The organism is Sphingobium sp. B8D3B (assembly GCF_025961875.1).
GTDB lineage: Bacteria > Pseudomonadota > Alphaproteobacteria > Sphingomonadales > Sphingomonadaceae > Sphingobium.
In genome coordinates this window covers 557098-581841 of sequence record NZ_JAOQON010000001.1, presented here as the reverse complement: position 1 = coordinate 581841, position 24744 = coordinate 557098, and the positions used below count along the sequence as shown (strand labels likewise).

Annotated in this window: 28 protein-coding genes; 10 read left to right on the top strand and 18 right to left on the bottom strand. The window is 64.2% G+C overall.

What is annotated here, in order from left to right:
• Positions 1-12 precede the first annotated feature (12 nt).
• The 11 genes from nuoI to M2343_RS02630 are packed head-to-tail and all read right to left on the bottom strand — an operon-like array spanning position 13 to position 9174.
• Complete coding sequence (gene nuoI / locus M2343_RS02680; RefSeq protein WP_264570750.1) at positions 13-495, bottom strand: NADH-quinone oxidoreductase subunit NuoI; 483 nt, start codon at positions 493-495, stop codon at positions 13-15.
• Positions 492-1538: an NADH-quinone oxidoreductase subunit NuoH gene (gene nuoH, locus M2343_RS02675; protein WP_264573153.1), complete on the bottom strand. Its 1047-nt coding sequence runs from the start codon at positions 1536-1538 to the stop codon at positions 492-494. Before nuoH ends, nuoI begins: the two co-directional genes overlap by 4 nt.
• Positions 1535-3547, bottom strand: a complete 2013-nt coding sequence (gene nuoG / locus M2343_RS02670; protein WP_264575498.1) for an NADH-quinone oxidoreductase subunit NuoG — start codon at positions 3545-3547, stop codon at positions 1535-1537. Before nuoG ends, nuoH begins: the two co-directional genes overlap by 4 nt.
• Positions 3548-3549: 2 nt before the next feature.
• Positions 3550-4890 carry an NADH-quinone oxidoreductase subunit NuoF gene (gene nuoF / locus M2343_RS02665; protein ID WP_264570753.1) on the bottom strand — a complete coding sequence of 447 codons (1341 nt, stop codon included), beginning with the start codon at positions 4888-4890 and terminating at the stop codon, positions 3550-3552.
• The gene (nuoE, locus tag M2343_RS02660; protein WP_264575497.1) at positions 4890-5555 is read right to left on the bottom strand and encodes an NADH-quinone oxidoreductase subunit NuoE; all 666 of its coding nucleotides are present in this window, start codon (positions 5553-5555) and stop codon (positions 4890-4892) included. The genes nuoF and nuoE overlap by 1 nt, the downstream gene beginning before the upstream one ends.
• Positions 5548-5739, bottom strand: coding sequence for a hypothetical protein (locus tag M2343_RS02655; RefSeq protein WP_181560082.1), 192 nt, complete (start codon positions 5737-5739; stop codon positions 5548-5550). The genes nuoE and M2343_RS02655 overlap by 8 nt, the downstream gene beginning before the upstream one ends.
• The gene (locus tag M2343_RS02650; RefSeq protein ID WP_264574893.1) at positions 5736-6098 is read right to left on the bottom strand and encodes a nuclear transport factor 2 family protein; all 363 of its coding nucleotides are present in this window, start codon (positions 6096-6098) and stop codon (positions 5736-5738) included. Before M2343_RS02650 ends, M2343_RS02655 begins: the two co-directional genes overlap by 4 nt.
• An 11-nt stretch (positions 6099-6109) precedes the next feature.
• Positions 6110-7345 (bottom strand): NADH-quinone oxidoreductase subunit D, encoded by a 1236-nt coding sequence (locus M2343_RS02645; RefSeq protein ID WP_264575496.1) that lies wholly within the window; start codon positions 7343-7345, stop codon positions 6110-6112.
• Positions 7345-8232: an NADH-quinone oxidoreductase subunit C gene (locus M2343_RS02640; RefSeq protein ID WP_264575495.1), complete on the bottom strand. Its 888-nt coding sequence runs from the start codon at positions 8230-8232 to the stop codon at positions 7345-7347. Before M2343_RS02640 ends, M2343_RS02645 begins: the two co-directional genes overlap by 1 nt.
• Before the next feature lie 10 nt (positions 8233-8242).
• Positions 8243-8809, bottom strand: a complete 567-nt coding sequence (locus tag M2343_RS02635) for a NuoB/complex I 20 kDa subunit family protein (RefSeq protein ID WP_181560084.1) — start codon at positions 8807-8809, stop codon at positions 8243-8245.
• A complete protein-coding gene (locus M2343_RS02630; protein WP_181560085.1) occupies positions 8800-9174 on the bottom strand; it encodes an NADH-quinone oxidoreductase subunit A in 375 nt (124 codons plus the stop codon). The genes M2343_RS02635 and M2343_RS02630 overlap by 10 nt, the downstream gene beginning before the upstream one ends.
• Before the next feature lie 609 nt (positions 9175-9783).
• Between M2343_RS02630 and bfr the strand changes: the two genes are divergently transcribed.
• On the top strand, positions 9784-10263 hold the full coding sequence (gene bfr / locus M2343_RS02620) for a bacterioferritin (RefSeq protein ID WP_264575494.1): 480 nt from the start codon (positions 9784-9786) through the stop codon (positions 10261-10263).
• A gap of 121 nt (positions 10264-10384) precedes the next feature.
• Here the strand turns inward: bfr and M2343_RS02615 are convergent, their stop codons facing one another.
• The 3 genes from M2343_RS02615 to efp are packed head-to-tail and all read right to left on the bottom strand — an operon-like array spanning position 10385 to position 12184.
• Positions 10385-11209: an inositol monophosphatase family protein gene (locus tag M2343_RS02615; RefSeq protein ID WP_181560087.1), complete on the bottom strand. Its 825-nt coding sequence runs from the start codon at positions 11207-11209 to the stop codon at positions 10385-10387.
• Positions 11210-11258: 49 nt separating this feature from the next.
• The gene (locus M2343_RS02610; RefSeq protein WP_264575493.1) at positions 11259-11621 is read right to left on the bottom strand and encodes a hypothetical protein; all 363 of its coding nucleotides are present in this window, start codon (positions 11619-11621) and stop codon (positions 11259-11261) included.
• On the bottom strand, positions 11621-12184 hold the full coding sequence (gene efp / locus M2343_RS02605; protein WP_264575492.1) for an elongation factor P: 564 nt from the start codon (positions 12182-12184) through the stop codon (positions 11621-11623). The genes M2343_RS02610 and efp overlap by 1 nt, the downstream gene beginning before the upstream one ends.
• Positions 12185-12383: 199 nt before the next feature.
• Between efp and M2343_RS02600 the strand changes: the two genes are divergently transcribed.
• Positions 12384-12632, top strand: a complete 249-nt coding sequence (locus M2343_RS02600; RefSeq protein ID WP_264575491.1) for a YdcH family protein — start codon at positions 12384-12386, stop codon at positions 12630-12632.
• Positions 12633-12650: 18 nt separating this feature from the next.
• Here the strand turns inward: M2343_RS02600 and xrtV are convergent, their stop codons facing one another.
• The 3 genes from xrtV to M2343_RS02585 form a co-directional block, all read right to left on the bottom strand.
• On the bottom strand, positions 12651-13574 hold the full coding sequence (gene xrtV / locus M2343_RS02595; RefSeq protein ID WP_264575490.1) for an exosortase V: 924 nt from the start codon (positions 13572-13574) through the stop codon (positions 12651-12653).
• Between the two features lie 87 nt (positions 13575-13661).
• Positions 13662-14501, bottom strand: a complete 840-nt coding sequence (locus tag M2343_RS02590; protein ID WP_264575489.1) for a CmcJ/NvfI family oxidoreductase — start codon at positions 14499-14501, stop codon at positions 13662-13664.
• 150 nt (positions 14502-14651) lie between these two features.
• Positions 14652-15659 carry an acyl-CoA thioesterase gene (locus M2343_RS02585; protein ID WP_264575488.1) on the bottom strand — a complete coding sequence of 336 codons (1008 nt, stop codon included), beginning with the start codon at positions 15657-15659 and terminating at the stop codon, positions 14652-14654.
• On the opposite strand from M2343_RS02585, the gene M2343_RS02580 reads away from it, so the two are divergent.
• Genes M2343_RS02580 through M2343_RS02570 form a run of 3 tightly spaced genes read left to right on the top strand, consistent with a single transcriptional unit; the run spans position 15658 to position 17935 of the window.
• Complete coding sequence (locus M2343_RS02580; RefSeq protein ID WP_264575487.1) at positions 15658-16014, top strand: DUF952 domain-containing protein; 357 nt, start codon at positions 15658-15660, stop codon at positions 16012-16014. The genes M2343_RS02585 and M2343_RS02580 overlap by 2 nt on opposite strands.
• Complete coding sequence (gene trmFO, locus M2343_RS02575; RefSeq protein ID WP_264575486.1) at positions 16011-17369, top strand: methylenetetrahydrofolate--tRNA-(uracil(54)-C(5))-methyltransferase (FADH(2)-oxidizing) TrmFO; 1359 nt, start codon at positions 16011-16013, stop codon at positions 17367-17369. The genes M2343_RS02580 and trmFO overlap by 4 nt, the downstream gene beginning before the upstream one ends.
• On the top strand, positions 17366-17935 hold the full coding sequence (locus M2343_RS02570; protein WP_264575485.1) for a MarR family winged helix-turn-helix transcriptional regulator: 570 nt from the start codon (positions 17366-17368) through the stop codon (positions 17933-17935). The genes trmFO and M2343_RS02570 overlap by 4 nt, the downstream gene beginning before the upstream one ends.
• Before the next feature lie 21 nt (positions 17936-17956).
• On the opposite strand, the gene M2343_RS02565 is transcribed toward M2343_RS02570, so the two are convergent.
• A complete protein-coding gene (locus M2343_RS02565) occupies positions 17957-19543 on the bottom strand; it encodes an FAD-binding protein (protein ID WP_264575484.1) in 1587 nt (528 codons plus the stop codon).
• Between the two features lie 165 nt (positions 19544-19708).
• Between M2343_RS02565 and M2343_RS02560 the strand changes: the two genes are divergently transcribed.
• From M2343_RS02560 to M2343_RS02540, 5 genes are all read left to right on the top strand, one after another.
• Positions 19709-20002: a 2Fe-2S iron-sulfur cluster binding domain-containing protein gene (locus M2343_RS02560; RefSeq protein ID WP_264575483.1), complete on the top strand. Its 294-nt coding sequence runs from the start codon at positions 19709-19711 to the stop codon at positions 20000-20002.
• Positions 20003-20154: 152 nt separating this feature from the next.
• Positions 20155-21258 (top strand): aromatic ring-hydroxylating dioxygenase subunit alpha, encoded by a 1104-nt coding sequence (locus tag M2343_RS02555; RefSeq protein WP_264575482.1) that lies wholly within the window; start codon positions 20155-20157, stop codon positions 21256-21258.
• A gap of 207 nt (positions 21259-21465) precedes the next feature.
• Positions 21466-22545, top strand: coding sequence for a TAXI family TRAP transporter solute-binding subunit (locus M2343_RS02550; RefSeq protein WP_264575481.1), 1080 nt, complete (start codon positions 21466-21468; stop codon positions 22543-22545).
• A gap of 97 nt (positions 22546-22642) precedes the next feature.
• Positions 22643-23272, top strand: coding sequence for a dipeptidyl peptidase 3 (locus M2343_RS02545; protein ID WP_264570769.1), 630 nt, complete (start codon positions 22643-22645; stop codon positions 23270-23272).
• A 76-nt stretch (positions 23273-23348) separates the two neighbouring features.
• The gene (locus tag M2343_RS02540) at positions 23349-24737 is read left to right on the top strand and encodes an MFS transporter (protein ID WP_264575480.1); all 1389 of its coding nucleotides are present in this window, start codon (positions 23349-23351) and stop codon (positions 24735-24737) included.
• Positions 24738-24744 lie beyond the last annotated feature (7 nt).

The following is a 24744-nucleotide window of genomic DNA, read 5'->3' as shown; positions in this document are numbered from 1 at the left end:
CTTCGCGGCGCCTTAACGGTAGGGGGCATCGGCGGCAAGGTTCGCCGCGATTGCCCGCTCCCATTTGTCACCATTGGCGAGCAGTTTCGCCTTGTCGTAATAGAGTTCTTCACGGGTTTCCGTGGCGAACTCGAAGTTCGGGCCTTCCACGATCGCATCGACCGGACAGGCTTCCTGGCAGAAGCCGCAATAGATGCACTTCACCATGTCGATATCGTAGCGCGTCGTGCGGCGCGAGCCATCGTCGCGCGGCTGCGCCTCGATGGTGATCGCCTGCGCCGGGCAGATTGCCTCGCACAGCTTGCACGCGATGCAGCGCTCTTCGCCATTGGGATAACGGCGCAGCGCATGCTCGCCGCGGAAGCGGGGCGAGATCGGGTTTTTCTCATAGGGGTAGTTGATGGTCGCCTTTGGCTTGAAGAAATACTTCAAGGTCAAAGCGTGCGCCTTCAAAAACTCCCAGAGGGTGAAAGATTTGACGAGATGCGCAATCATGCGCCGCCTCCATAGCGGGTCAACATCAGGAACCCGGACACGAGGAATACGAAGAAGAGCGAGAGCGGCAGGAAGACCTTCCAGCCCAGCCGCATGAGCTGGTCATAGCGGAAGCGGGGCACTGTCGCCTTCACCCAGCTGAAGATGAAGAAGAAGATGAAGGTCTTCGCCAGCAGCCAGATGATGCCCGGCACAATATAAAGCGGCGCCCAGTCCACCGGCGGCAAATAGCCACCCCAGAAGAGCAGCGCGTTGAGCAGGCACATCAGGATGACATTGGCATATTCACCGAGCCAGAAGAGCGCGAAGCTCATCGACGAATATTCGGTCTGGTAGCCGGCGACGAGCTCGGATTCCGCCTCGGTCAGGTCGAAGGGCGCCCGCGCCGTCTCCGCCATGGACGAGATGAGGAACACCACGGCCATCGGGAAGAGCAGCGGATTGAAGCCATGGCCGTTGAGGAAGCCATAATAACTACGCTGCGTCTCGACGATGGTCGAGAGATTGAAGCTGCCCGACCAGAGCACGACGCTGATCAGCACGAAGCCGATCGAGACCTCATAGGAGATCATCTGCGCACTGGCTCGCATCGCCGAGAAGAAGGGATATTTGGAGTTGGACGCCCAGCCCGAGATCACCACGCCGTAAACGCCGAGCGAGCTGATCGCGAGAATATAGAGCAGGCCGACATTGATGTCCGCCAGCACCATCCCGGCATCGAACGGAATGACCGCCCAGGCCAGCAGCGCCACCGTGAAGGTGATGATCGGCGCGAGGATGAACAGGCCCTTGTTGGCAGCACTCGGGATGATCGTTTCCTGCAGGAAGACCTTGAGGCCGTCCGCGAAGGACTGGAGCAGGCCGAAGGGACCGACGACGTTGGGACCGCGACGCAGCGCCATCGCCGCCCAGATCTTGCGGTCGGCATAGATGATCATCGCCACCGCCAGCATGAGTGGCAGCGCGATGAGCAGGATGAGGATCAGGTTGGCGACGAACCAGCCGAAGCCCGTGCCCAGATAGGTCTGGAAAAACTCGGTCATTCCGCGGCCTCCGCGAACTCTTCACCCATGACCAGTTCTGCCGAGCAGCGCTTCATCGTCGGGCTGGCCCGGCAGATGGCGTTGGTCAGGTAGAAGTCCTTGATCGGCAGGCTGATCGGGCCGCTCGCATTGCTCGCCAGCGACGGGGCCGACCAGCCGAATTCGACCAGGCCTTCCTGCGCCAGCGCGGGGACGGCGGCGTACATGGCCGCGCGCAGTGCCTCGAAGCTGTCGAACGGCAGCGTCTTGCCCAGCACATCAGAAAGCGCGCGCAGGATCGTCCAGTCCTCGCGGGCATCGCCCGGTGCAAACACGGCCTTGTCGCCCCGCTGCACGCGACCTTCAGTGTTCACATAGGTGCCGGCCTTCTCGGTATAGGCCGCGCCGGGCAGGATCACGTCCGCTGCATGGGCGCCCTTGTCGCCATGATGGCCGACATAGACCTTGAAGCTCTTGCCGAAGAGATCGAACGGCACATCGTCCGCGCCCATCAGGAACAGCAGCTTGGGCTCGCTCTGCGCGATCGCCTTCACGCCGCCCTGTGCCGCATAGCCGAGCATCAGCCCGCCCATCCGTGCAGCCGCCATGTGGACGACGTTGAAGCCGTTCCAGTCAGCCTTGATGAGACCGAGCGTGCTCACAGCCGCCAGCGCGGCGCCGTGCACGCCCGTGGCCGCCAGCGCACCGCCGCCCATGATGAGCGCCGGGCGGTTGGCCGCAGCGAAGGCATCAAGCACGTCCTTGGGCAGGTTCGCGAGCAGCGCGGCATCATTGCCGAGCGAGGTCACCTTATAGGTCAGGTCCACGTCAGGCCCGATGGTCCAGACCTTGGCGCCCTTCTTGATGGCCTTGCGGATGCGCGTGTTGATCAGCGGCGCTTCCCAGCGCAGATTGGTGCCGACCAGCAGGATCGCGTCCGCCGTCTCGATGCCAGCAAGCGTCGAATTGAAATTCACCGCCGAAAGGCTGGAGACGTCATAATCGAGGCCGCCCTGGCGACCTTCCAGCAGCGAACCGCCAAGGCCATGGACCAGTTCACGCGCGGCGAACATCGTCTCGCAATCGAGCTGATCGCCGGCAATCGCCGCGACCGAACCGTTCGCGCTCTTCGCCACGGCAGCGATGGCAGCAAAGGCCTCGTCCCATGTCGCGGGGACAAGCTGCCCATCCTTGCGAACATAGGGCTTGTCCAGCCGCTTGCGCATCAGCCCGTCAACGGCGTGGCGGGTCTTGTCGCTCGCCCACTCCTCGTTCACATCATCGTTGACGCGCGGCAGCACGCGCAGCACGGCGCGGCCGCGGCTGTCGATGCGGATGTTGGTGCCCACGGCATCCATGACGTCGATGGCGAGCGTCTTCTTGAGCTCCCAGGGCCGTGCCTCGAAAGCATAGGGCTTGGACGTCAGCGCGCCGACCGGGCAAAGATCGACCACATTGCCGGAAAGCTCGCTCTTGGCGGCATGCTCCAGATAGGTGGTGATCTGCATGTTCTCGCCGCGATAGATCGCGCCGATCTCCGGCACGCCGGCCACTTCCTCGGCAAAGCGCACGCAGCGGGTGCACTGGATGCAGCGGGTCATCACCGTCTTGACGATGGGGCCCATATATTTCTCGGTGACCGCGCGCTTGTTCTCGTCGTAGCGCGATTGGCCACGCCCATAAGCGACGGACTGGTCCTGCAGATCGCACTCGCCGCCCTGATCGCAGATCGGGCAATCGAGCGGGTGATTGATGAGCAGAAACTCCATCACGCCCTCGCGGGCCTTCTTCACCATCTCGCTATCGGTGCGGATTTCCTGACCGTCCGCCGCTGGCAGCGCGCAGCTCGCCTGCGGCTTGGGCGGCCCGGGCTTCACCTCGACAAGGCACATGCGGCAATTGCCCGCAATAGAGAGGCGCTCATGATAGCAGAAGCGCGGAATTTCCTTGCCGGCCAGCTCGCACGCCTGAAGCACGGTCGCTCCGGCGGGAACTTCGATGTCAATGCCGTCTACTTTGACTGTGGGCATGATTACTCCGCTGCCTCCAGCACAGGGGCGCCGCCGCGCTTGGCCGCGATGCGGCGCTCGATCTCGGGGCGGAAATGGCGAATGAGGCCCTGGATCGGCCAGGCGGCTGCGTCGCCGAGCGCGCAGATGGTGTGGCCTTCGACCTGCTTGGTGACCTGGAAGAGCATGTCGATCTCTTCCACCTCGGCATCGCCGCGCACAAGCCGCTCCATCACGCGCCACATCCAGCCGGTGCCTTCGCGGCACGGCGTGCACTGGCCGCAGCTCTCATGCTTGTAGAAGTAGCTGAGCCGCGCGATCGCCCGCACGATGTCGGTCGACTTGTCCATGACAATGACCGCTGCCGTGCCGAGGCCGGAGCCGAGCGCGCGCAGGCCATCGAAATCCATCGGCGCGTCCATGATCTCGGCAGCCGGCACCAGCGGCACCGAAGAGCCGCCGGGGATGACCGCCAGCAGATTGTCCCAGCCGCCGCGAATGCCGCCGCAATGGCGATCAATCAGCTCGCGGAACGGGATGCTCATGCTCTCCTCGATCACGCATGGCTTGTTCACATGGCCGCTGATCTGGAAGAGCTTGGTGCCGCGATTGTTCTCGCGACCGAAGCTGGAGAACCAGCCGGCGCCGCGCCGCAGGATCGTCGGCGCAACCGCGATGCTCTCGACATTGTTGACCGTGGTCGGGCAGCCATAGAGGCCCGCGCCCGCCGGGAATGGCGGCTTGAGGCGGGGCTGGCCCTTCTTGCCCTCGAGGCTCTCGATCTGCGCGGTTTCCTCGCCGCAAATATAGGCCCCTGCCCCGCGATGCACGAACACGTCGAAATCATAGCCCGAGCCGCAGGCATTCTTGCCGAGGAAGCCCTTGGCATAAGCCTCTTCCACCGCCGCGAAGAGCACCTTCGCCTCGTAGATGAACTCGCCACGGATGTAGATATAGGCGGCGCGCGCGCGCATCGCGAAGCCGGCGACGAGCGCGCCCTCGATCAGCTTGTGCGGATCGTGGCGGATGATCTCGCGGTCCTTGCACGAGCCCGGCTCGGACTCGTCCGCATTGATGACCAGGAAGCTCGGACGCCCGTCCTTGCTTTCCTTGGGCATGAAGCTCCACTTCATGCCGGTCGGGAAGCCGGCGCCACCGCGACCACGCAGGCCCGAGGCCTTCATGATGTCGATGATGCCATCCTGGCCGATTTCCAGCAGCTTCTTGGTATTGTCCCAATCGCCCCGCTTCATGGCGGCGTCGATGCGCCAGTCCTGATAGCCATGGACGTTGGTGAAGATGCGGTCCTTGTCTTCCAGCGGGCCGACAAAGGGCGGCGGCGCGGCGGGCGTTTCGTCAGCCATTACCATTCCCCCCGATAATCATGATTCTCGGTGACCATCGCCTTCGTCGCAGTCGGCCCGCCCTCGGGCGCGCTGGTCTGGCGGTCGATCTGCGGACCGATCTTGGGCTGCTTGCCGGCCGCGAGATCGTCGAGGATCGCCGTCATGCTCTCAAAGGTCAGGTCTTCGTAATTGTCGTCGTTGATCTGGACCATCGGCGCATTGGCGCAGGCGCCGAGGCACTCGACCTCGGTGAGCGTGAACAGGCCATCGGCGGTCGTTGCGCCCTTCTTCAGGCCGCGCTTGGCGCAGGCGTCCAGCACATCGTCGCTGCCGCGCAGCATGCACGGCGTCGTGCCGCAGACCTGCACATGAAACCGGCCGACCGGCGCCAGATTGTACATGGTGTAGAAGGTCGCGACTTCATAGGCGCGCATGAACGGCATATCGAGCTGGGCGGCGACATATTCGATCACCGGAATCGGCAACCAGCCCTGCGTGTTCGTCTCCGCACCGACCTGCCGCTGGGCGAGATCGAGCAGCGGCATCACTGCCGACTGCTGGCGTCCCTCGGGATAGCGCGCGATGACCTTCTTGGCCTGCTCGGCATTTTCCGGCGTCCAGGCGAAACCGCCCCAGCGGGCGCGGACTTCGGCTTCATCGGGGATCTGGGGCGCGTCAGCCATTCTCGCGGATCCGCTTGCTGTAGGCCGGCGCGCCGAAGGTCAGCCAGAAATAGACCGTGGCGCATGCCAGCCCGGCGACCACGCCATCAGGAACATCGGCCATGCGGTCCAGCACGATCAGCACCATGCCGGCAAGGCTCAGCACCAGGATATGCAACCAGACGGGTGTTGCGTCGCCCCTCATCGAATGAACTCCACGCGCGACACCTTGTCGCCCTCGAATGAATAGACTGCGATCACGTCGAACGGCTCGACCAGCTCCGAGCCATCGCTGGCCGGGCCGCGCGTGACATGCTCGCGCATCAGCACATAATTGCCGATGGCCTGCGCCTCGACGATCTCCGCATGGTTCTGCGGCCATTTGGCGAAAGCGGCGGCGAGGCCCGAGCGGGTCCCTTCCTTGCCTTCGCGCACGACCGCACCGCGATAATTCGCCTCGCAGGCCTCGTCCGTCATCAACTCGACATAGGCGTCGGCATCCTGACGATTGTAGCGCGCGATCATTTCGCGGGTGATGGCGATGCGCTCGTCGGCGGACAGCATGGTTGCAACGCTCACCGGTCGCACTCCCCGAACACGATATCCATCGCACCGAGTACGGCGGTGGTGTCGGCGAGCATGTGGCCCTTCATCAGGAAGTCCATCGCCTGCAGATGGCTGAACGCGGTCGGGCGGATCTTACAGCGATAGGGCTTGTTGGTCCCGTCGCTCACCAGATAGACGCCGAACTCACCCTTGGGGCTTTCGGTCGCCACGTATACTTCGCCCTCGGGCACGTGGAAGCCCTCGGTATAGAGCTTGAAGTGGTGGATGAGTGCTTCCATCGACTGCTTCATCTCGCCGCGCTTGGGCGGCACGACCTTGCGATCGAGCGAAGCGACCGGGCCGTCCGGCATCTCGTTCAAGCACTGCTTCATGATCCGCGCCGACTGGCGGACCTCCTCCACGCGCACCACGAACCGGTCGTAGCAGTCGAAGTTGGTGCCGACGGGCACGTCGAACTCCATGCGATCATAGACGTCGTAGGGCTGAGCCTTGCGGATATCCCACGGAATACCCGAGCCGCGCAGCATCGGGCCGGAGAAGCCCCAGCGTAGCGCGTCTTCCTTGGAGCAGACCGCGATATCGACATTGCGCTGCTTGAAGATGCGGTTGTCCGCCACCAGACTGATCGCATCCTCGAAGAGACGCGGCAGACGCGTATCGAGCCAGTCGCCAATATCGGTGAGCAGCTTGAGCGGCACGTCCTGATGAACGCCACCCGGCCGGAAATAGGCGGAGTGCATGCGGGCGCCGGATGCGCGCTCGAAGAAGTTGAGGCAGTCCTCGCGAATCTCGAACATCCACAGGTTCGGCGTCATCGCGCCAACGTCCATGACGTGCGAGCCGAGGTTCAGCATGTGGTTGCTGATCCGCGTCAGCTCAGCAAAGAACACGCGCAAATATTGCGCGCGCAGCGGCACTTCGAGGTTCAGCAGCTTCTCGATGGCCAGCACATAGCTGTGCTCCATGCCGAGCGGCGAGCAATAGTCCAGCCGGTCGAAATAGGGCAGCGCCTGCAGATAGGTCTTATACTCGATCAGCTTCTCGGTGCCGCGATGCAGCAGGCCGACATGCGGATCGCAGCGCTCCACGATCTCGCCCTCAAGCTCCATGACCAGACGCAGCACGCCGTGAGCAGCCGGGTGCTGCGGGCCGAAGTTGATCGTGTAGTTCTGGATCGCGGTGTCGCCGAGCGCCGGATCGGCGTCGTCAACGAGATGCTCCAGCTTGTCGAGATATTCGGACATCAGGCGTCACCCTCGGGCGTCTTGGGCTTGCGCGTACGCTTCGGCTTGTTTTCCACCGGGGGCGTGTCTTCCACCGGCGCAGACGCAACCTCCGCCTTCTTGGCACGCGGTGCACGGGCCTGCTTGGTCGCGGCCTTGTCGGCCGGCGCGCCGGCACCGGTATCCGCAGGCTTGTCCGTCGTCTTGGTCGTCTTTGCGTCCAGGGAAGCGGATGCAGGCGGGGGCGGCGGAGGAGGTGGCGGCGGCGTGGGCGCACCCGGCGCCTCGCCCTTGGCCTTCTCGTCGCCCGGCAGCACATATTGCGCGCCTTCCCACGGGCTCATGAAGTCGAAGCTGCGGAAGTCCTGGGCCAGCTTCACCGGCTCATAAACCACCCGCTTCTGCTCTTCCGAGTAGCGCAGCTCGACATAGCCCGTGAGCGGGAAGTCCTTGCGGAACGGATAGCCCTTGAAGCCATAATCGGTGAGGATGCGGCGCAGGTCCGTGTTGCCCTCGAACAGCACGCCATACATGTCGAACACTTCGCGCTCGAGCCAGCCGGCAACCGGCCAGAGATGCGTGACGGTCGGCACCGCATGATCCTCATCGGTGCGCACCTTGACGCGCAGGCGATGGTTCTTGGTCACCGAGAGCAGATGATAGCAGACCTCGAAGCGCTCGGCCCGCTCGGGATAGTCGACCCCGGCGATCTCCATGAGCTGCTGATAGTCGAAACGATCTCTTAGAAGCTGTAACGCGTCGGCCAGCGCCTCGCGCTGCACGCCCACGCTCAGCTCGAAATGCGCATCCTTGATCGCCAGCACGGCATCGCCCAGCGCGGCGCGAATGGCATCGGCCAGACCCTCGATCGGCTCGACCCGCGGTGCGGAATGAACGGCTGTCACCATATCCGCCCCCTCAACGCTCTATCGTGCCGACCCGGCGGATTTTCCGCTGGAGCTGCATGATGCCATAAAGCAGTGCTTCGGCGGTCGGCGGGCAGCCGGGGACGTAGATGTCCACGGGCACGATCCGGTCGCAGCCGCGCACAACGCTGTAGCTGTAATGATAATAGCCGCCGCCATTGGCGCACGAGCCCATCGAGATGACGTATTTCGGCTCGCTCATCTGGTCGTAGACCTTGCGCAGCGCCGGAGCCATCTTGTTGCACAGCGTGCCGGCGACGATCATCACGTCGCTCTGGCGCGGGGACGCGCGCGGCGCGGCGCCGAAGCGCTCCATGTCGTAGCGCGGCATGTTCACATGGATCATCTCGACCGCGCAGCAGGCGAGGCCGAAGGTCATCCACCAAAGCGAGCCGGTGCGCGCCCAGTTGAACAGGTCTTCCGTCGAAGTGACGAGAAAGCCCTTGTCGCTCACCTCGGTGGAGAGCGCCTTGAAGAATTCGGGATCCGGCTGCGTGGCCGGCGGAACCCCGATCAGCGGAGCGCCCAGCGTGCCCGGCCGTTCAAGTTCTACTCCCAATCGAGTGCTCCCTTCTTCCAGGCATAGACGAGGCCGAGCACCAGCTCGAAAATGAAGATCATCATCGCGCCCCACCCGGCCCAGCCGATCTCAGCGAGACTCACCGACCAGGGGAAGAGAAACGCCGCTTCCAGATCGAAGATGATGAACAGGATCGCGACGAGATAGAAGCGCACGTCGAACTGACTGCGCGGATCCTCGAATGCGGGGAAGCCGCACTCATATTCGCTCAGCTTTTCCGGGTCCGGCTTGTGCGATCCCGTCAGCCGGCCGACGGCCATGGGCAGGAACACGAACGCGCACGACAAGCCCAATGCGACAACCAGAAACAGCAGGATCGGCAGATATTGCGACAGATCGACCACTTGAATCCCCTAGGCTTAATAGCCTTTGATGGGGGCGCTTTAGGACTGCTGCACCTGCGAGGCAACCCTTGGACGGACTGAGAATGATTCGCAACAAATCAGCCGAGCCTCAGCCCTTCGTCCTGGACCTCAGAGCGATCGAACGCCCACCATTCGTCGCATTCGATCACGCAAGAGATTGCAAATGCCTCGCAACAACACTATCAACGAATCATGCTTGTCTGTATCTGTAATGCGATCACGGAACAGGAACTGCGCAGCGTTGCTCGCCAGGGTGTGACGTGTCCCGAAAGCGCCTACCGGGCGCTCGGCAAAACGCCGCAATGTCGCATCTGTCTTGATCATGCAGAAGATGTGATGGTGGAAGAGCAATCCTCCTGCCGGTCGCGCTGCAGCCGCAGCCTCAATGCGCCGAGCCAAACCGGCACTTGGGCAACGGCCTGACCCGACTTGGGTCGGCCCTTCTTTTCCTGACTATCATTGGCATTAGCGAAGAACTGCGCCGCTATTAAGAACCTATCGCACCCAAGATTGCGAGACGTTCTCGCGTGAATTATTGCCACTTTGCTGCTAGTTGCGCTCCATCGACTGACGACATGGAGACAGAACATGAAGGGTGACGAAAAGGTCATCGAATTTCTCAATGGCGCGCTCAAGAACGAGCTGACGGCCATCAACCAGTATTTCCTCCACTACCGTCTTCTCGATCATTGGGGCATCTCGAAGCTTGCCAAGTTCGAATATGAGGAATCGATCGACGAGATGAAGCACGCCGACAAGCTGGCGGAGCGCATCCTGTTTCTCGATGGCCTGCCCAACTTCCAGCTGCTGGGCCGCCTGCGCATCGGCAGCACGGTCGAGGAAGTGCTCAAGGCCGATCTCGATACAGAATTGGAAGCGATCCCGCTGCTGCGCGACGCCATCCAGCATTGCGAGAGCGTGCGCGACTATGTCAGCCGCGACCTGTTCCAGCACATCCTCGACAGCGAGGAAAACCATGTCGACAAGCTGGAGACACAGTTCGAGATGATCGAGCGCATGGGCCTGGCCAATTATATCCAGCTGAACAGCGAGGCTGTCGAAGGCTGACGCGCCGCTCAGACGCAAAAAGGGCGCCCCTGCTGGCCGAATGGCGAGCAGCGGGCGCCCTTTTTGTGGCTCTGGAACGGCGCCGGCGACGGTGTCACCACTGGCACCGCACCGATCCGCCTCACATGTTGCGTAGCGCGCCTGCAAGCAGCTTGTGGAGCTTGCTGTGCAGCACGTCATTGGCCGCCAGCACCTGGCGCCGCTCGACAGGCTCGGCGCCACCCCGGAAGTCGGTGACGAAGCCGCCGGCCTCGCGGACCAGGAGAATGCCGGCCTGCACATCCCATGCCGAGAGGCCGCTCTCCCAGAAGCCATCATAGCGCCCGGACGCGACCCAGGCGAGGTCGAGCGCAGCGGAGCCATAGCGGCGGATGCCCGCGACCGACGGCGCAATGGCGCCGAAAATGCGGCTCCACTCGGTAAAGTCGCCATGGCCGATGAACGGAATGCCGGTGGCAATCAGTGCCTCGGTCAGATCGCGACGCGCCGAGACGCGCAAGCGCTGGTCATGCCGCCAGGCGCCACGGGATTTCTCCGCCCAATAGCTCTCGTCCGTGATCGGCTGATAGATCATGCCGGTCGTCACTTCGCCCCAGCCCTGGCCGGAGCGGTGCGGCTCCTGGACGGCGATGGAAATGGCGAAATGCGGGATGCCGTGGAGGAAGTTAGTCGTGCCATCGAGCGGATCGATCACCCAGCGCGGCTTCATGGGGTCGCCGGCGATCTCGCCGCCTTCCTCAAGCAGGAAGCCCCAGTCCGGCCGTGCCTTGCTCAGCTCGGCGACCAGCGTGTCCTCCGCCTTCTTGTCGGCGACGGTCACGAAGTCGGCCGGCCCCTTGCGGCTGACCTGAAGATGCTGAACCTCGCCGAAGTCGCGCCGCAGTTGCGGAGCCACTTTGCGAGCCGCGCGCTCGATGACCGTCAGCAGGCCGGAATGGGATACCATGTCAATCTGTCTCCTCCGGCGCGGAAGAGCGGCCGGTCAGGGAATGAAATCACTTCTTGGGCGGTGCGACCATCTCGGGCCGCAAACCGCAAACGGCCGCCATGGCGCTGAGCACCTGAGTCGGATTCTTGCGGTCCAGCTTCTTCTCGGTCATCAGCTTGTCGGTATTCTCGCTGATCTTGCTGAACGGATTCCCGTAGGCACAAGTGAAGAGAATGCTCTTCACCGGCTGCGGAATCTTGTCGGACTGCAGACCGCTAACCATGATGCGGAAATTCTCCGCCGCGTGCTGAAGCTGCGCTTCGCTGGGCTGCCCCGCAGGCCTGGCCGGCTTGGCCTGCGCCAGCAGCGGCGCGGACCAGGCAAGGCACAAGGCCAGCGCGGACCCGGCGACGAGGCGGAGAGCGCGCATCAGTCGGCCCGCTTCACATATTCGCGCTCGTAGACGTCGACGATGATCCGGGTGCCGGTGGTGATGTGCGGCGGCACCATCACGCGCACGCCATTGTCGAGAATCGCCGGCTTGTAGCTCGCCGATGCGGTCTGCCCCTTCACCACGGCGTCCGCCTCGACGACGGTCGCCTCGACCGTCTCGGGCAGCTGCACGCTGATCGGGCGCTCTTCATACATTTCGAGCATGACCATCATGCCGTCCTGCAGGAAGGCTGCGGCATCCCCGACGAGATCGGTGGGCAGGTTGATCTGCTCATAGGTCTCCGTGTCCATGAAGACGAGCATGTCGCCCTCGGCATAGAGATACTGGAAATCCTTGGTGTCGAGGCGGATGCGCTCGACCGTCTCGGCGGAGCGGAAGCGCACATTGTTCTTGCGCCCGTCGATCAGGTTCTTCAGCTCCACCTGCATATAGGCGCCGCCCTTGCCGGGCTGGGTGTGCTGGATCTTCACGGCGCGCCACAGGCCGCCTTCATATTCGATATTGTTGCCGGGACGAATATCCACGCCGCTGATCTTCATGGGTCGCGCCTGTCTATTTCAAGGATGGAAAGAGCCGGTGCGCCCTCTAGCCGTGTTGACGCGCAACGGCAAGGGGCGCGGGCAATCCCGCCGCCCATGCGCTGGCGGTGGGCGACGAATTGATCTTGCGCAAGGCGCGCGATCGTTCCGTCCGGCACGATCGGATCATTGCCAGCCGGATAAGATTCAGGAGAGCAACATGACCCTTGATACCCGCGAGACGCTCGACGACCTGTTCCCGCATGACCATGCGGTGCTTCACGCGCTGAAGCTGCACAACGCGCATTTCCGCACGCTTGCCCAGCGACACCACCTGCTCACGCGCCAGATTTATCGGATCGAGACCGATATCGAGCCGGCCTGCGACGAACGCCTGGAGGATCTCAAAAAGGAGAGGCTGGCAATCCTGGACGACATGTCGACCCTGATCGCCCAACAGCGGAGCTGAGGCACACCGCGCCCGGCCTTAAGGCTGGGCCGCCGGCTTCGCGACGGAATCGCTCTTGCTGCCCTTCAGGCGCGGGAACAGCAGGCCGAAGAGGTGGTCAATCGCGAAGATGGTGATCAGCGCGGTCATGAACATGGTCAGCCCGGCGAAATCATGCAGGAAGCCCTGCGCCGCTGCCTCGCCGCCGTGATAGGTCAGCAGCACGAGCAGCACGATCCGCACGAAATTGGCGAACACGGCGACCGGCACGATCGCCACGATCATCAGCAGCGCGTAGCGCACATTGGCGTGGTGGCGCAGATAGACGTAGAATAGCGAGATGGCGGAGAGCGAGATGAGCGAGTTGAGGCCCGCGCAGGCCTCCGCGACAAGCAGCTGATACTGGCCGACCTGAATGGTGACGCCCGACGAAGCGACCGGATAACCGACCAGATACAGGAAGCCGACGGCGGATTCGGACAGCATGATCTTGAGCGGATTGGTGACCATGGCCACCAGCGTCTCAGGCGGCGGCAACACGAACAGCAGGTAAATGAGCGGGAACCAGAGCCGCTTGAGCGCCTCCCAGCCGATGGCGCTAAACAGCGCCGCGACGACGAGGCCATACATGAGAAAGCCCTCTGTCTCGACGATGTTGCTGACACGCGAGACGAAATAAAGCGGCAGGAGAATCGCAAAGGCGATGGCAATCGGAAGCCCCGGCGCCGGGCGCGCGACGACCGCGGCGTTCTGCCATTCCCGCCACAGCAGCCACAGACCGGTGGCCAGCACAATGGGACCATGCGCGCCTTGCTCCGTCGACCAGCTTTCCCGGGCGACGAGCAGCAGCGTCGGAACGAGCACCGCGAGGATACCCGCCCCCAGAACAGGGTTGGCCATCAACCAGTTCAACAGCTCGAAACGGGTTTTCTTTTCGGTGATCACAGGTGCATTTGTCGCCATTGGAACTCTCAGCTCTTTGACCTGCGCCTAACCCGAGCAAGGTTAAGAGCTGATGATGATAGGGCCAGCCATCGGGATAAATTTGGTTTACGCTTGTTTACCTTTAACGTGAACGCTGCCTTCTCGCCAATAGGCAATGGCGCGTGCCTCGACGCTGACGCGCGGCGGTGCCTCGTCATCGCACAGCGGATCATCGAACGCGACGTGCGGCACGCAGCGGGCGACCCCGTCCCGGCTGTCATGCGTCTTGAAGATGATCGCCTCATCCGTCGTCATGTCCGGGAACCACAGCCAGCGATGTGCCGGGTCGTGCGCGACGACATAGCCCTCGAAGCTCCAGTCGCCCGAGGGACTGTCGAAAATCGCATCGGCCAGCAACAGCTCTTCCCCGGTGACCGACCGCGCATCGCAGATCGCCAGCGGCACATCCTGCGGGGCGGGCGAAAGAACCCGCCAGACATTGTAATGCGCGGCCCGCACAATGCCTTCCCCCGTGGGCTGACGTTGCGCCGAAAAACCCCGCGCGGTCGCGTCGCTGACATCGACATGGGCGAAGCGCGCGGGGTGGCTGTTATCGCTGCTGCCGGCCTTGCCGGAGCGTTCCGAAAAGCGCAGGATCGGCGGACCGGTGACGATCACCACATCCGCCCCCGTCTCGCGCAGCAACAGCGCTTCGATCTCCTTGGCATAAGCCGGGAAATTGGTCTTGTCGGCAAAGTCGGTGACCGCCGTGGGCGCCTCAACCAGCGCCACGCCGGCCGTGTCGAGGCCCAGCACCTCATGCCGTCCATCGCTGGCGGCCATGCCGTGCTCCTCGATCACCACCGTGTCCCGACTGTGATCGTTCGCATAATAACGCGGCCGTTCGTCGGTGCGTGCGACATAGTTGATCGTCACAGAGGGCCGGTCAGCCCGAATTCTGGTCATCCACTCCTCCGTTCCGCCCGGAGTGTGCCTTTGTTGGGCCCGGACCAATAGTGCTTTCGTGCGATGAACTTTGCCGTCAGCGCGGCTCGAACGCAACGGATGTCCTGATGACATGGAATAGGGGTGGCAGACAGTCCAAAGGGACGCGCGTCACTCGGCCTCGCGGAAGCGGATCAGCCCTTCCTGCGCGACGCTGGCCACCAGGCGACCGTCCCGCGCGTAAAAATGCCCGCGCGCGAAGCCCCGTCCATGCCCCGCCCAGGGACTGTCCGTGACGTAAAGCAGCCAGTCGCCGCACTCCACATCGTCGTGGAACCAGACGCTGTGATCGATGCTGGCACTGGCCACCCCGGGGCTTCCGATGTGCAGGCCATGGGGTCGGTAGGCCGTCGCCAGCAGCAGCATGTCGCTGATGAACCCCAGCATCGCCCGCTGCATGGGCTGCTCAAGGCCGAGCGGCCCCTCCCCCACGCGCATCCAGCACAGCTGCGGCGCGGCATCGTGCATCTTGATGATGCCGGACTGGATATCGCCCACCGGACGGAAGCGCACCGGGCTGTTGCGCCCGGCGATCCAGCGCAGCACCGGGCCGGCCGGGAGTTCATGCTGCTCGATGAGATCGCCGAGATCCTTGAGATCATCGGGGTCCGGCACTGGCGGCATGTCGCTCTGGTGCGCCGGGCCGCGTTCGGCCTTATGGAAGGACGCGATCATGTTGAAGATCGGCTTCTCCTGCTGCCAGGCCACGATCCGCCGGTTTGAGAAGGCGCGGCCATCCATGTCCGCGTCCACCTGATAGTCGATAGGATAGTCCTCACTGCCCGGGCGCATGAAATAGCAATGCAGCGAATGCACGGGCCGGTCCGCCGCCACCGTCTTGGCCGCGGCCGCCAGCGCCTGGCCGACCACCTGCCCGCCATAGACGCGCCCTGCCCCGCCGGGCTTGCGATGGCCGAGGAAATGCCCGGGCTCTCCCGCCGGCTCGACATCGAGCAGGCGAATAAGCCCTGCGGTGAGCATGGACATGGGCGTGGCGTCGCTCGACATGAAGAGCATATCCCGTTCTGTTTCAATCGATTCACCGATTGGAATGCCCGTGTTTCCCGCCTCAAGGCAAGCGCTGGACGGCGCCCCGCCCATGCCGTAGCGTCGTTTCATGACAGAACTCTTCGCCTTCAAGCTGTTGCGCCCCGAGGAATGGTCGGCATGGCGCGACTCAGGTGTTTTTGCCGGCGCACCGGTGGATCTGGCCGATGGCTACATCCACCTTTCCGCCCGCGAACAGGTGCGGGAAACGGCAGCCAAATGGTTTGCCGATGTCGATCCGGCCATCCTCGTCATGGTCGATCTGCCGCCGCTGGGCGACACCGTGCGCTGGGAAGTCTCGCGCGGCGGCGCTCTGTTCCCGCATGTCTATGGCCCGATCCCGATGAGCGCGGTTGCCGGTCACAGCAAGCTGCGGCTAGGGGCGGACGGGAAACACGCATTCCCGGCAGGATTTGAAGAACCATGACCCATCAGGTGCACATCATCGGCGGCGGCCTTGCCGGCAGCGAGGCGGCGTGGCAGCTCGCCCAGGCCGGCGTGCGCGTGCGCCTCTCCGAGATGCGGGGCAGCGGAGAGCAGACGCCCGCTCACGAAACCGATGCGCTGGCCGAGATGGTCTGCTCCAACAGCTTCCGTTCCGACGATGCCAACAGCAATGCCGTCGGCCTGCTCCATCAGGAAATGCGCGCGCTCGGCTCGCTCATCATGGCGCAGGCGGACAAGTGCAAGTTGCCGGCGGGCTCCGCGCTGGCGGTGGACCGAGACATTTTCGCGCAGGGCGTGACCGCTGCCATCGAAGCGGATCCGCTGATCGAGCTGGTGCGCGAGCGCGTTGACGGCATTCCGGCGGAGGGCCCGACGATCATTGCCACCGGCCCGCTCACCGCCGCACCCCTGGCCGAGGCGATCGCGCGGACGACCGGCAAGGACCAGCTCGCCTTCTTCGACGCGATCGCGCCCATCGTCCATGGCGACAGCATCGACATGTCCATTGCCTGGAAAGCGAGCCGTTGGGACAAGGGTTCACCCGACGGCGACGGCAAGGATTATATCAACTGCCCGATGGACAAGGATCAGTACGACGCCTTCGTCCAGGGTTTGCTCGATGGTCCCAAGACCGAGTTCAAGCAGTGGGAGAAGGACACGCCTTACTTCGATGGCTGTATGCCGATTGAGGTGATGGCCGAGCGCGGGCGGGAGACGCTGCGCCACGGGCCGATGAAGCCGGTCGGTCTCGATAATCCCCGCACGGGCCGCTGGCCCTATGCCGTCGTGCAGCTGCGGCAGGACAATGCGCTAGGCACACTGTGGAACATGGTCGGCTTCCAGACGAAACTCAAATATGAGGCGCAAGTCGCTCTGTTCAGGACGATTCCCGCGCTTGAGAACGCACAGTTCGCGCGGCTGGGCGGGCTGCATCGCAACACCTTCATCAAGAGCCCGGACCTGCTGGACGATCGCCTGCGCCTGCGTGCCATGCCGCATGTCCGCTTCGCCGGGCAGATCACCGGCTGCGAAGGCTATGTGGAAAGCGCCGCTGTCGGCCTGCTCGCTGGCCTGTTCTGCGCGGCGGACCTCGGCGGACGCGACATGCCCCTCCCCCCACCGCAGACCGCGCTGGGCGCCCTGCTCGGCCACATCACCGGCGGCGCCGATGCGGAGAGCTACCAGCCGATGAACGTCAACTTCGGCCTCTTCCCGCCCATCGAGGACGAGAGCGTGCGCAAGAAGCAGCGCAAACAGGCCTATACCGACCGGGCGCGCGAGGCGCTGGCGGGATGGAAGGCCGGCCTCCATGCCGATGCAATGCCGGTAATGTGACAAAAGACGGCGCGACTGCAGCCTCAGGCCTCGCGCACCTGCGCGCTGAGAGTGAGGCGCATCGGCTGGATGCGGCAGTGGATGCGCTTGTCGGGGAGTGGCAGGCCGTCATTCCGGCGCTGGATTCCGATGTGCGGGCGATTGCGGCGCGGGTCGCGCGGATCGATGATCGGTTGCGCGCGGAGACGGCCGCGGTGCTCAAGGCGTCGGGGCTATCCGATAATGAGTTTCGTCTGCTGGCGGGCCTGATGCGCATCGGCGCGCCCTATCGCGCGGCGCCGACCGACCTCGCCGGGCGCTATGTGCCGGTGACCTCGGGCGGGTTGACCGGGCTGGCGCGGCGGCTGGAACAGCGCGGCCTGATCCGCCGCGTCTCACATGCCAGCGATCAGCGCTCGTTGCTCATCGTACTCACGCCCGACGGCATCGCGCTGGCCGGGCAGACGATGGCCGCCTTTAACGCGACGGAGCAGCGTCTGATGGGCAGCCTTACGCAGGCGGATCGGCAGCGCTGCAACGCGATCCTGCGCAAGCTGCTCCATTCGATCGAGGCCGCGCTGCCCTGAACGCGGGCGGCGCAGCGCCGGTCAGGCGTCGGCGAACTCGACCACCGGGATGGTATCGACGGCCACCGCGCCATCCCCTGCATTCGCAAGGCGGACGTGGCGCACCCAGGCCGGGTCTTCCTGCGGGAAATCGGTGCGCCCATGGCCGCTGCGCGTCTCCTCGCGGGCGAGCTTGGCGGTCGCCACCAGTTCGGCAGTGAGTGCAAGATTGCGCAGTTCCTCGGCGGCGACCAGATCGGACTGATCGACATCGGTCGCGGCGATGCGCTGGATCTCCTGAAATTTTGCAATGGCATCGGTCAACCGGGTGCGGTTGGACACCACGCCGACCTGCGCCCACATGATCTCGCGCACCCTCTCGAACAGGGCGACAGGATCCTGCGCGCCCGTGCTGCGCGCCAGCCGCGCGACCTCGGCCTCCACCGCAGCGGGATCGAGCGCGGGCAAGTCAGTCGTCTTCGCGCGCTGCGCTGCGCTCTGCCCGGCAATGCGGCCAAAGGTCTGCGTCTCCAGGAACCCGCAGCCCTGCATCCGGTCGCCGCCATGAATGCCCCCGGACGCCTCGCCTGCGGCATACAGGCCCGGCACCGCCGTCGCAGCGGTCACATCGATGCGCGCGCCGCCCATCAGGCGCTGGAACATGAGGGTGATCTCCACGATCTGCCCGCCCTCATAATTGCCGACCGGTGCGCGCGAGCGGGCCACCTGCCCGTCCTCGACATGCCAGACCACCGGCCCGCGCCCCTCAAAATTCTCGGTATAGACGGCGCGCGCCATCATGTAGCGCGGGGCGCATTCCATATTCTCGGGATCATATTTCTCCATGATCCGTTCGCCGAGCGCATTCACATAGGCGGCGCCGTAGATCGGCCCGGCGGGCGGCGAATCGCGGAACTGAACAAACTCCATGTCGATCAGCGGGGCACCGGCATGGAACGCCAGACTGTAGGAATCGCCCGTGGTGCGGCTGCCATGCTCGACCACTTCGTCGCAGAGCTTCGTGTAGAGCCGGTTCACCCCGCCCGAGGCGAGCACGACGGCCTTGGCGCGGATGATGAAATGCTCGCCATCCGGGCCGACCGCATATGCCCCCACGACGGCGCCATCGCTGAGCAGCAGGCGCGTGATCATGGTTCCTTCCTGCAGCGTCACGCCGGCATCGATCAGGCCGGTGCGCATGGGCGCGATGACATTGGCGTGCTTGCCCTTGCCCAGGCCCTGCGCCTGCAAGGTCCGGCGCACCGAATGGCCGGCGCGGCGGGAGATGAACCAGCTTCCATCCGCATTGCGGATGAAGGGCACGCCCCGCTTTTCCATATCTTCGGCCAGAAAGCGCCCATGCTCTGCGCATTGCGCCACCAGATCGCGATCGCAAATGCCGCCGCTGGCCTTCGCCCAATCCTCGACGAACAGCGCGGAACTATCCGCCTCATCCAGCAGCGGCACGCTGAAGCCGACCAGCGCGTGCGGGCTCGAGCCGCTATCGCCGACCGTGCCCTTGTCCACCAGCATGACGGCCACGCCCGCCGCCGCGGCCTCCAGCGCCGCGCGCGTCGCCGCGGAGCCGCCGCCGATCACCAGAACATCCGTCACCATTTCGCGGGCCACTGCGCATCTCCTAAAACCATCATGGGGGCACCGAGCGCAGCAATGGCGCGCGCGGTGAGTTGCCCTGAGGGTATTTTCGCCCTTGCTGCCTGTCAATATATCTTAGCGCTAAGATAATTCTGGCGTATGACGGACGGGTGGAAAGCATGATAGAGACTGCCGGTCGTGACTGAAAAACAACCCCTCCCCGATGGCACCATCGTCGTTGAACTGGCCCGCTCCGGCCTGGAACTCACAGTGGCGCCGGGCCAGTCGATCCTCGAGGCGGTGCGCGATGCCGGTGTTCCGGCCAGCTCAAGCTGCGAACAGGGTACTTGCGGCGCCTGCGCGACGGAAGTGCTCGCCGGAACGCCCGAGCATTTCGACGCGGTGTTGACACCGCAGGAGAAGCGCGAGGGCAAGATGATGATGATCTGCTGCTCCGGCGCGCTGACCGAGCGGCTGGTGCTGGACCTTTGATGAGTGACCAACCGACTTGCCGGATGACAGCGGATAACTCGTATGGTATACATAATCGTCTACCAATGATTCAGGAGAGGTTTGCTGCGCCCGCCTCCTGGTCCTGTTGCGGAAGCCCCGGTTGCCGTGATCAAATATTGATGGAGTGGTGAGTGCTCTCGATCCTGAAAAACACCTGGTACGCCGCAGCCTATTCCCATGAACTCGGCAAAGGCACGCTGGCCCGCACGCTGATCGACCAGAAGGCCGTGCTGTTCCGCGACAGCCATGGCGAGGCGGCTATGATCCTCAATCGCTGTCCGCACCGCTTTGCGCCGCTCTCCGCCGGCCGGATCATCGATGACACGCTGGAATGCCCCTATCACGGGCTGCGCTTCAATCGGGATGGCGAATGCGTGCTCAATCCGCACAGCAAGACCAAGGCCGGCCTCCCTGCGGCGAACATTCGCGCCTGGCCGCTGCTGGAGCGCTACGGCATCATCTGGTTCTGGCCCGGCGACCCTGCAAAGGCCGACCCGGCGCTGCTGCCGGTCATCGATTTCCTCGAACAGCCCGATGACTATGCCGTGGTGCGCGGGCTGTTGCACGTGAAGGGCCACTACGAGCTGGTGGTGGATAACCTGCTGGACCTCAGTCACGCCGCCTTCATCCACCCGCAGTTCAGCGGGGGCAATTACACGCCAGAGCAATTGCTCGCCGCCACCACGCAGCGGCTGGAGCGTGGCGATCGCTGGATCACCAATCATCGCATCCGTAGCGGCCTAGGCCCCTCCTCGGCGCATGTCGGCCTGTTCGGCATGGACCCCAAGGTTGTGGTGGAGACCGACACCACCATGACCTGGCATCCGCCGGCGATGCTGGACTTCAAGCTCGGCAGTTGGGAGGTCGGTCAGCCGCGCGAGAGCGGCGCGCATATCCCGCAGCTCCACATCATCACGCCGGAGACCGAGTTCACCTCCCATTATTTCTTCGTCAACGGCCGCAATCGCCGTCGCGATGAGCCGGAGGTCGACCAAGCCCTGCTCGATTTCTTCGATATGGCTTTCCGCCAGCAGGACGAGCCGATGATCGAGATGGTGCAGGAGAATATGGGCGCGGTCAGCGACATCAACGAGTTGAACCCCATCCTGCTTGCGACGGATACGGCGCCGGTTTCCGCGCGCCGCATGTTGGCCGATCTCATCGCCCGCGAACGCGCCGAGGAGACCTCCGCTTCCCTGAATGCTCCACGCGCACCCGCGGAGATGGCACACTGAGGCCCTCGCGCACCCACAGGTCAAATATTAGAAAGCGCGCGACCACATGGCATTGACGACGCCAGATTAGTATACTATTTTTTATATTGTTTGCTGCCTAACCGAAGCTTCCCCAGAAGAAAGCGGGGTTGGACCAGCCGCTGCCTGTCCTGCGAGTCTCGCGACACACTGGATTGGGCGCCTGAGGGGAGACGGTCTTCAATGCGCATGCTGCTATCTGCAATCGCCCTGGCCCTGGCCGGCCTCACGCTGGGCATGCCGGCGCGCGCGGCAGAGCCGGAAAAGATCGTCGACTCAAGCTGGACCGATGTCGGCAAGACCGGTTACGCCACCAAGCGTCTCGTCCTCGCCTCCGCCTGCCCGGAAGCCTGCCCCTGGGGCGAACTGGGCGAATTCGTGCGCGATGCGATGGCGCCGGAGGGCTATGAGATCATCCTCTGCCGCAATTGCAACCGCACCGAAGGGCCGCGTCTGGTGGGCAAGGCAGCCCTGCCCCCGCCGCTGAAGGAAGGCGATGTGCGCCACGGCACGACCCAGCGAATCAACGCCCCCATCGACTTTGGCATCACCGAGGCATCGATGATGAACTGGGCTTACCGCGGCCAATATATCTATGCCAAGGACGGTCCCTATCCCGCGCTGCGCCTCATCGCGCGGATCGAGGACCCGACCTATCTGCTGGTCGCGGTCAAGCCGGAACTCGGGATCAAGAGCCTCGCTGAAATCCGCGCCCGCAAGCTGCCGGTGCGCATTCTCACCGATGGCCAGCCGAGCGAGGCGCCCGTGCTCGCTTATTACGGCCTCGACAAGGCCAGCGTGGAGAGCTGGGGTGGCTCGATCCAGAGCCCGCATGACGTGACGGCGGAGACCCCATTCGACGTCGTCATCTCCAGTCTTGCCAGCCCGGCGAACAATCCTGAATCCTCCTTCTGGACGACGCTGACCGTCGCGCACAAACTCCACTTCCTCGATCTGCCGGACGATCTGCTCGACAAGATGGTCAAGGAGGCGGACATGGTCCGCACCACCGCCCGCTGGGGCGTGCTGCGCGGCGTGGATCGCGCGATCAAGACGGTCGGACGGTCCGGCGAAGTCGTGTTCGGTCGCGCCGATATGCCAGACGACATCGCCTATGCCGCCGCACGCGGCATCGATCGGGCACGCGGCGAGCTCAAATGGTTTGTGCGGCCCTATTCCATCGATCCGCGCACGGTCGGCGACGGCAAGGGGGTTCCGCTGCATCCCGGCGCCGCGCGCTATTATCGGGAGATGGGCTACATCGACTGAGCGGGCGGCTCGCAAGCCCCGGACATGACCCGCGTATGACACCACCAACGACACAGGTCGAACGACCCCAAGGCGCTCGCCAGCAGAAAGAAGCATCATGACCTCGTCACCCAAGCCGCTGACCACTGGCTTCATCGTTCCGGCCGCGCTGAGCGGCGCCATCGGCCTCTATCTGGCATTCGGCAAGTTCGACACGTTCATGTTCTTCGGCTTCCCGATCCTTGCCGGCATCGTAGGCGCGCTGATCCTGCGGCGGCTGGACCCGAAGCGCACGACGGCGGACCATGTGACGGATGCGATGCGCATCTATTTCGGCCTGCATCTCATCTGGTCGTCCTCGCGCTACTGGCTCACCGACATGCAGCCGGTCGTGCCCCACCCCATCGGCGGACCGTTCATCCAGTCGCTGCTCGATATGGGCCTCTTCCCGGGCATCAAGGCCATGGAGGGCCTTGTCGGCATCGTGTTGCTGACCAACCGGTTCGTGCCGCTAATGCTGGTGCTGCAGGTGCCGACCAGCTTCACGATCTTCTACCTCAACGCCATCGTCGTCGGCCTGCCGCGCCAGCTCATCACAGGACCGCTGGAGATCGGCGTGAACTGCGCGCTGCTGCTGGCCTATTTCCGCTATTACCAGCCTTTCCTGACCGCGCGCGCCTACGCCGCGCCACCGCGCTTCATGGGCGAGAGCGCCCTCGACACGCAGGAGCCGCCCCGCCCCCTTTGAAACCATCCGCCGTGAGCGCGCGACACCAGAATCGCCCCCGGCCACAGACCAACGCCTGACACGGAGAGAGAGCAGCATGGCATCCTTCACCCCAGCAGCCGGCACGGCACTGCCAGCCGAGCCCAGCGGCGCGGCGTCAGCTGTGGTATCGCATGATCTGGGCACGGCCATCGACAATGCGGCGTGGAGCCCGTTCCAGAAGCTGCTGCTCGGCTGTTTCGCGCTGGTCTTCGCGGTCGACGGGCTGGCCAACCAGTCTCTCGGCATCGTGCTGCCGGCCCTGATCGCGGACTGGGGCATTCCCCGTGGGGCGTTCGCGCCGGTGACGGCCGCCAATCTGGCCGGCGTCGCATTGGGCTCGATCATCGGCGGGATCATGGGCGACCGGATCGGCCGCCGCTGGGCCTTGATCGTTGCCATCCTCCTGTTCGGCCTGATGACGGTGGCGGGTGGCTTCACGCATGACGCCACGCAATTGCTGCTCGTGCGCTTCCTCGATGGTCTCGGCATCGGCGCAGCGATCCCCAATGGCGCCGCACTCATCTCCGAGTTTACGCCGGAGAAGCGCCGGGGCCGCGCCATCGCCATCGGCATGGTGTTCATCCCCATTGGCGGCATCATCGCCGGCGGGCTCGGCGCCTCGGTATTGGAGATGTTCGGATGGCGGACCCTGTTCTTCGTTGCCGGCGCCATGCCCATTCTGCTGGCCCTCGCCTTCATCGTCTTCCTGCCGGAATCGCCAAGCTTCCTGCTGCGCGCCGGCCGGCACGAGGATTTGGCGCGACTGCTCAAGCGCTGCCGCATCTCGCATGACCCGGCCCATCGCTTCGATGCACCGCCGCCAGCCAGCACGGTCATCGCGCCGCTGCGGCTGCTGCTCTCGCCGGCGCTGCGCCACCAGACCCTGCTGCTCTGGGGCGGCTTCTTCACCTGCCTGATGGCCTCCTACACCATCTTCAGCTGGGTCCCGACGATGCTGAGCACATTGGGGTTCGATCTCACCATGACCAGCCTCGGCATCACCACCTTCCATATGGGCGGCGTGGTCGGCGCGTTGTTCAGCGGCATCTTGCTCGATCGTACCGGCTTCAGCCGCGCGCATATGGGCCTGGCAGGCGCTGCTGCCGTGCTCGCGGGCGTTCTCGCCGTGTTGCTCGGCAGTGATGTGGTCTCGGCGCTCGTCATCTTGCCGGTGATGGTTGCGCTCGGCTTCTGCATGGCAGGGCTGCACAACACGCTCTACACGCTGGCCGCCACGGCCTACCCAACCGCAGCGCGGGCGACCGGTGTGGGCGTCGCCTCCGCCACGGGCCGACTGGGCGCGGTACTCAGCTCTTTCACCGGGGTCATTTCGCTCGATTTGGGCGGCTCCTTTGCCTTCTTCGCTGTCGTTGCCGTGCTGCTGGCGCTCTGCGGCCTGGCTGGATTTGCCGCCCGTGAACGCCCCTCAAGCAGAGCGGCCTGAATGGAGA

Bases quoted from the DNA above. Each gene is read 5' to 3' on its own strand.
- M2343_RS02540 (WP_264575480.1), top strand. From the start codon at position 23,349: ATGGCATCCTTCACCCCAGCAGCCGGCACGGCACTGCCAGCCGAGCCC.
- xrtV (WP_264575490.1), bottom strand. From the start codon at position 13,574: ATGGCGACAAATGCACCTGTGATCACCGAAAAGAAAACCCGTTTCGAG.
- nuoF (WP_264570753.1), bottom strand. From the start codon at position 4,890: ATGGCTGACGAAACGCCCGCCGCGCCGCCGCCCTTTGTCGGCCCGCTG.
- M2343_RS02610 (WP_264575493.1), bottom strand. From the start codon at position 11,621: ATGCGCGCTCTCCGCCTCGTCGCCGGGTCCGCGCTGGCCTTGTGCCTT.
- M2343_RS02650 (WP_264574893.1), bottom strand. From the start codon at position 6,098: ATGCTGTCCGCCGACGAGCGCATCGCCATCACCCGCGAAATGATCGCG.
- M2343_RS02645 (WP_264575496.1), bottom strand. From the start codon at position 7,345: ATGTCCGAATATCTCGACAAGCTGGAGCATCTCGTTGACGACGCCGAT.
- nuoH (WP_264573153.1), bottom strand. From the start codon at position 1,538: ATGACCGAGTTTTTCCAGACCTATCTGGGCACGGGCTTCGGCTGGTTC.
- trmFO (WP_264575486.1), top strand. From the start codon at position 16,011: ATGACCCATCAGGTGCACATCATCGGCGGCGGCCTTGCCGGCAGCGAG.
- M2343_RS02580 (WP_264575487.1), top strand. From the start codon at position 15,658: ATGACAGAACTCTTCGCCTTCAAGCTGTTGCGCCCCGAGGAATGGTCG.
- nuoE (WP_264575497.1), bottom strand. From the start codon at position 5,555: ATGGCTGACGCGCCCCAGATCCCCGATGAAGCCGAAGTCCGCGCCCGC.
- M2343_RS02655 (WP_181560082.1), bottom strand. From the start codon at position 5,739: ATGAGGGGCGACGCAACACCCGTCTGGTTGCATATCCTGGTGCTGAGC.
- efp (WP_264575492.1), bottom strand. From the start codon at position 12,184: ATGAAGATCAGCGGCGTGGATATTCGTCCCGGCAACAATATCGAATAT.
- M2343_RS02585 (WP_264575488.1), bottom strand. From the start codon at position 15,659: ATGAAACGACGCTACGGCATGGGCGGGGCGCCGTCCAGCGCTTGCCTT.
- M2343_RS02590 (WP_264575489.1), bottom strand. From the start codon at position 14,501: ATGACCAGAATTCGGGCTGACCGGCCCTCTGTGACGATCAACTATGTC.
- bfr (WP_264575494.1), top strand. From the start codon at position 9,784: ATGAAGGGTGACGAAAAGGTCATCGAATTTCTCAATGGCGCGCTCAAG.
- M2343_RS02600 (WP_264575491.1), top strand. From the start codon at position 12,384: ATGACCCTTGATACCCGCGAGACGCTCGACGACCTGTTCCCGCATGAC.
- M2343_RS02545 (WP_264570769.1), top strand. From the start codon at position 22,643: ATGACCTCGTCACCCAAGCCGCTGACCACTGGCTTCATCGTTCCGGCC.
- nuoI (WP_264570750.1), bottom strand. From the start codon at position 495: ATGATTGCGCATCTCGTCAAATCTTTCACCCTCTGGGAGTTTTTGAAG.
- nuoG (WP_264575498.1), bottom strand. From the start codon at position 3,547: ATGCCCACAGTCAAAGTAGACGGCATTGACATCGAAGTTCCCGCCGGA.
- M2343_RS02550 (WP_264575481.1), top strand. From the start codon at position 21,466: ATGCTGCTATCTGCAATCGCCCTGGCCCTGGCCGGCCTCACGCTGGGC.
- M2343_RS02615 (WP_181560087.1), bottom strand. From the start codon at position 11,209: ATGGTATCCCATTCCGGCCTGCTGACGGTCATCGAGCGCGCGGCTCGC.
- M2343_RS02640 (WP_264575495.1), bottom strand. From the start codon at position 8,232: ATGGTGACAGCCGTTCATTCCGCACCGCGGGTCGAGCCGATCGAGGGT.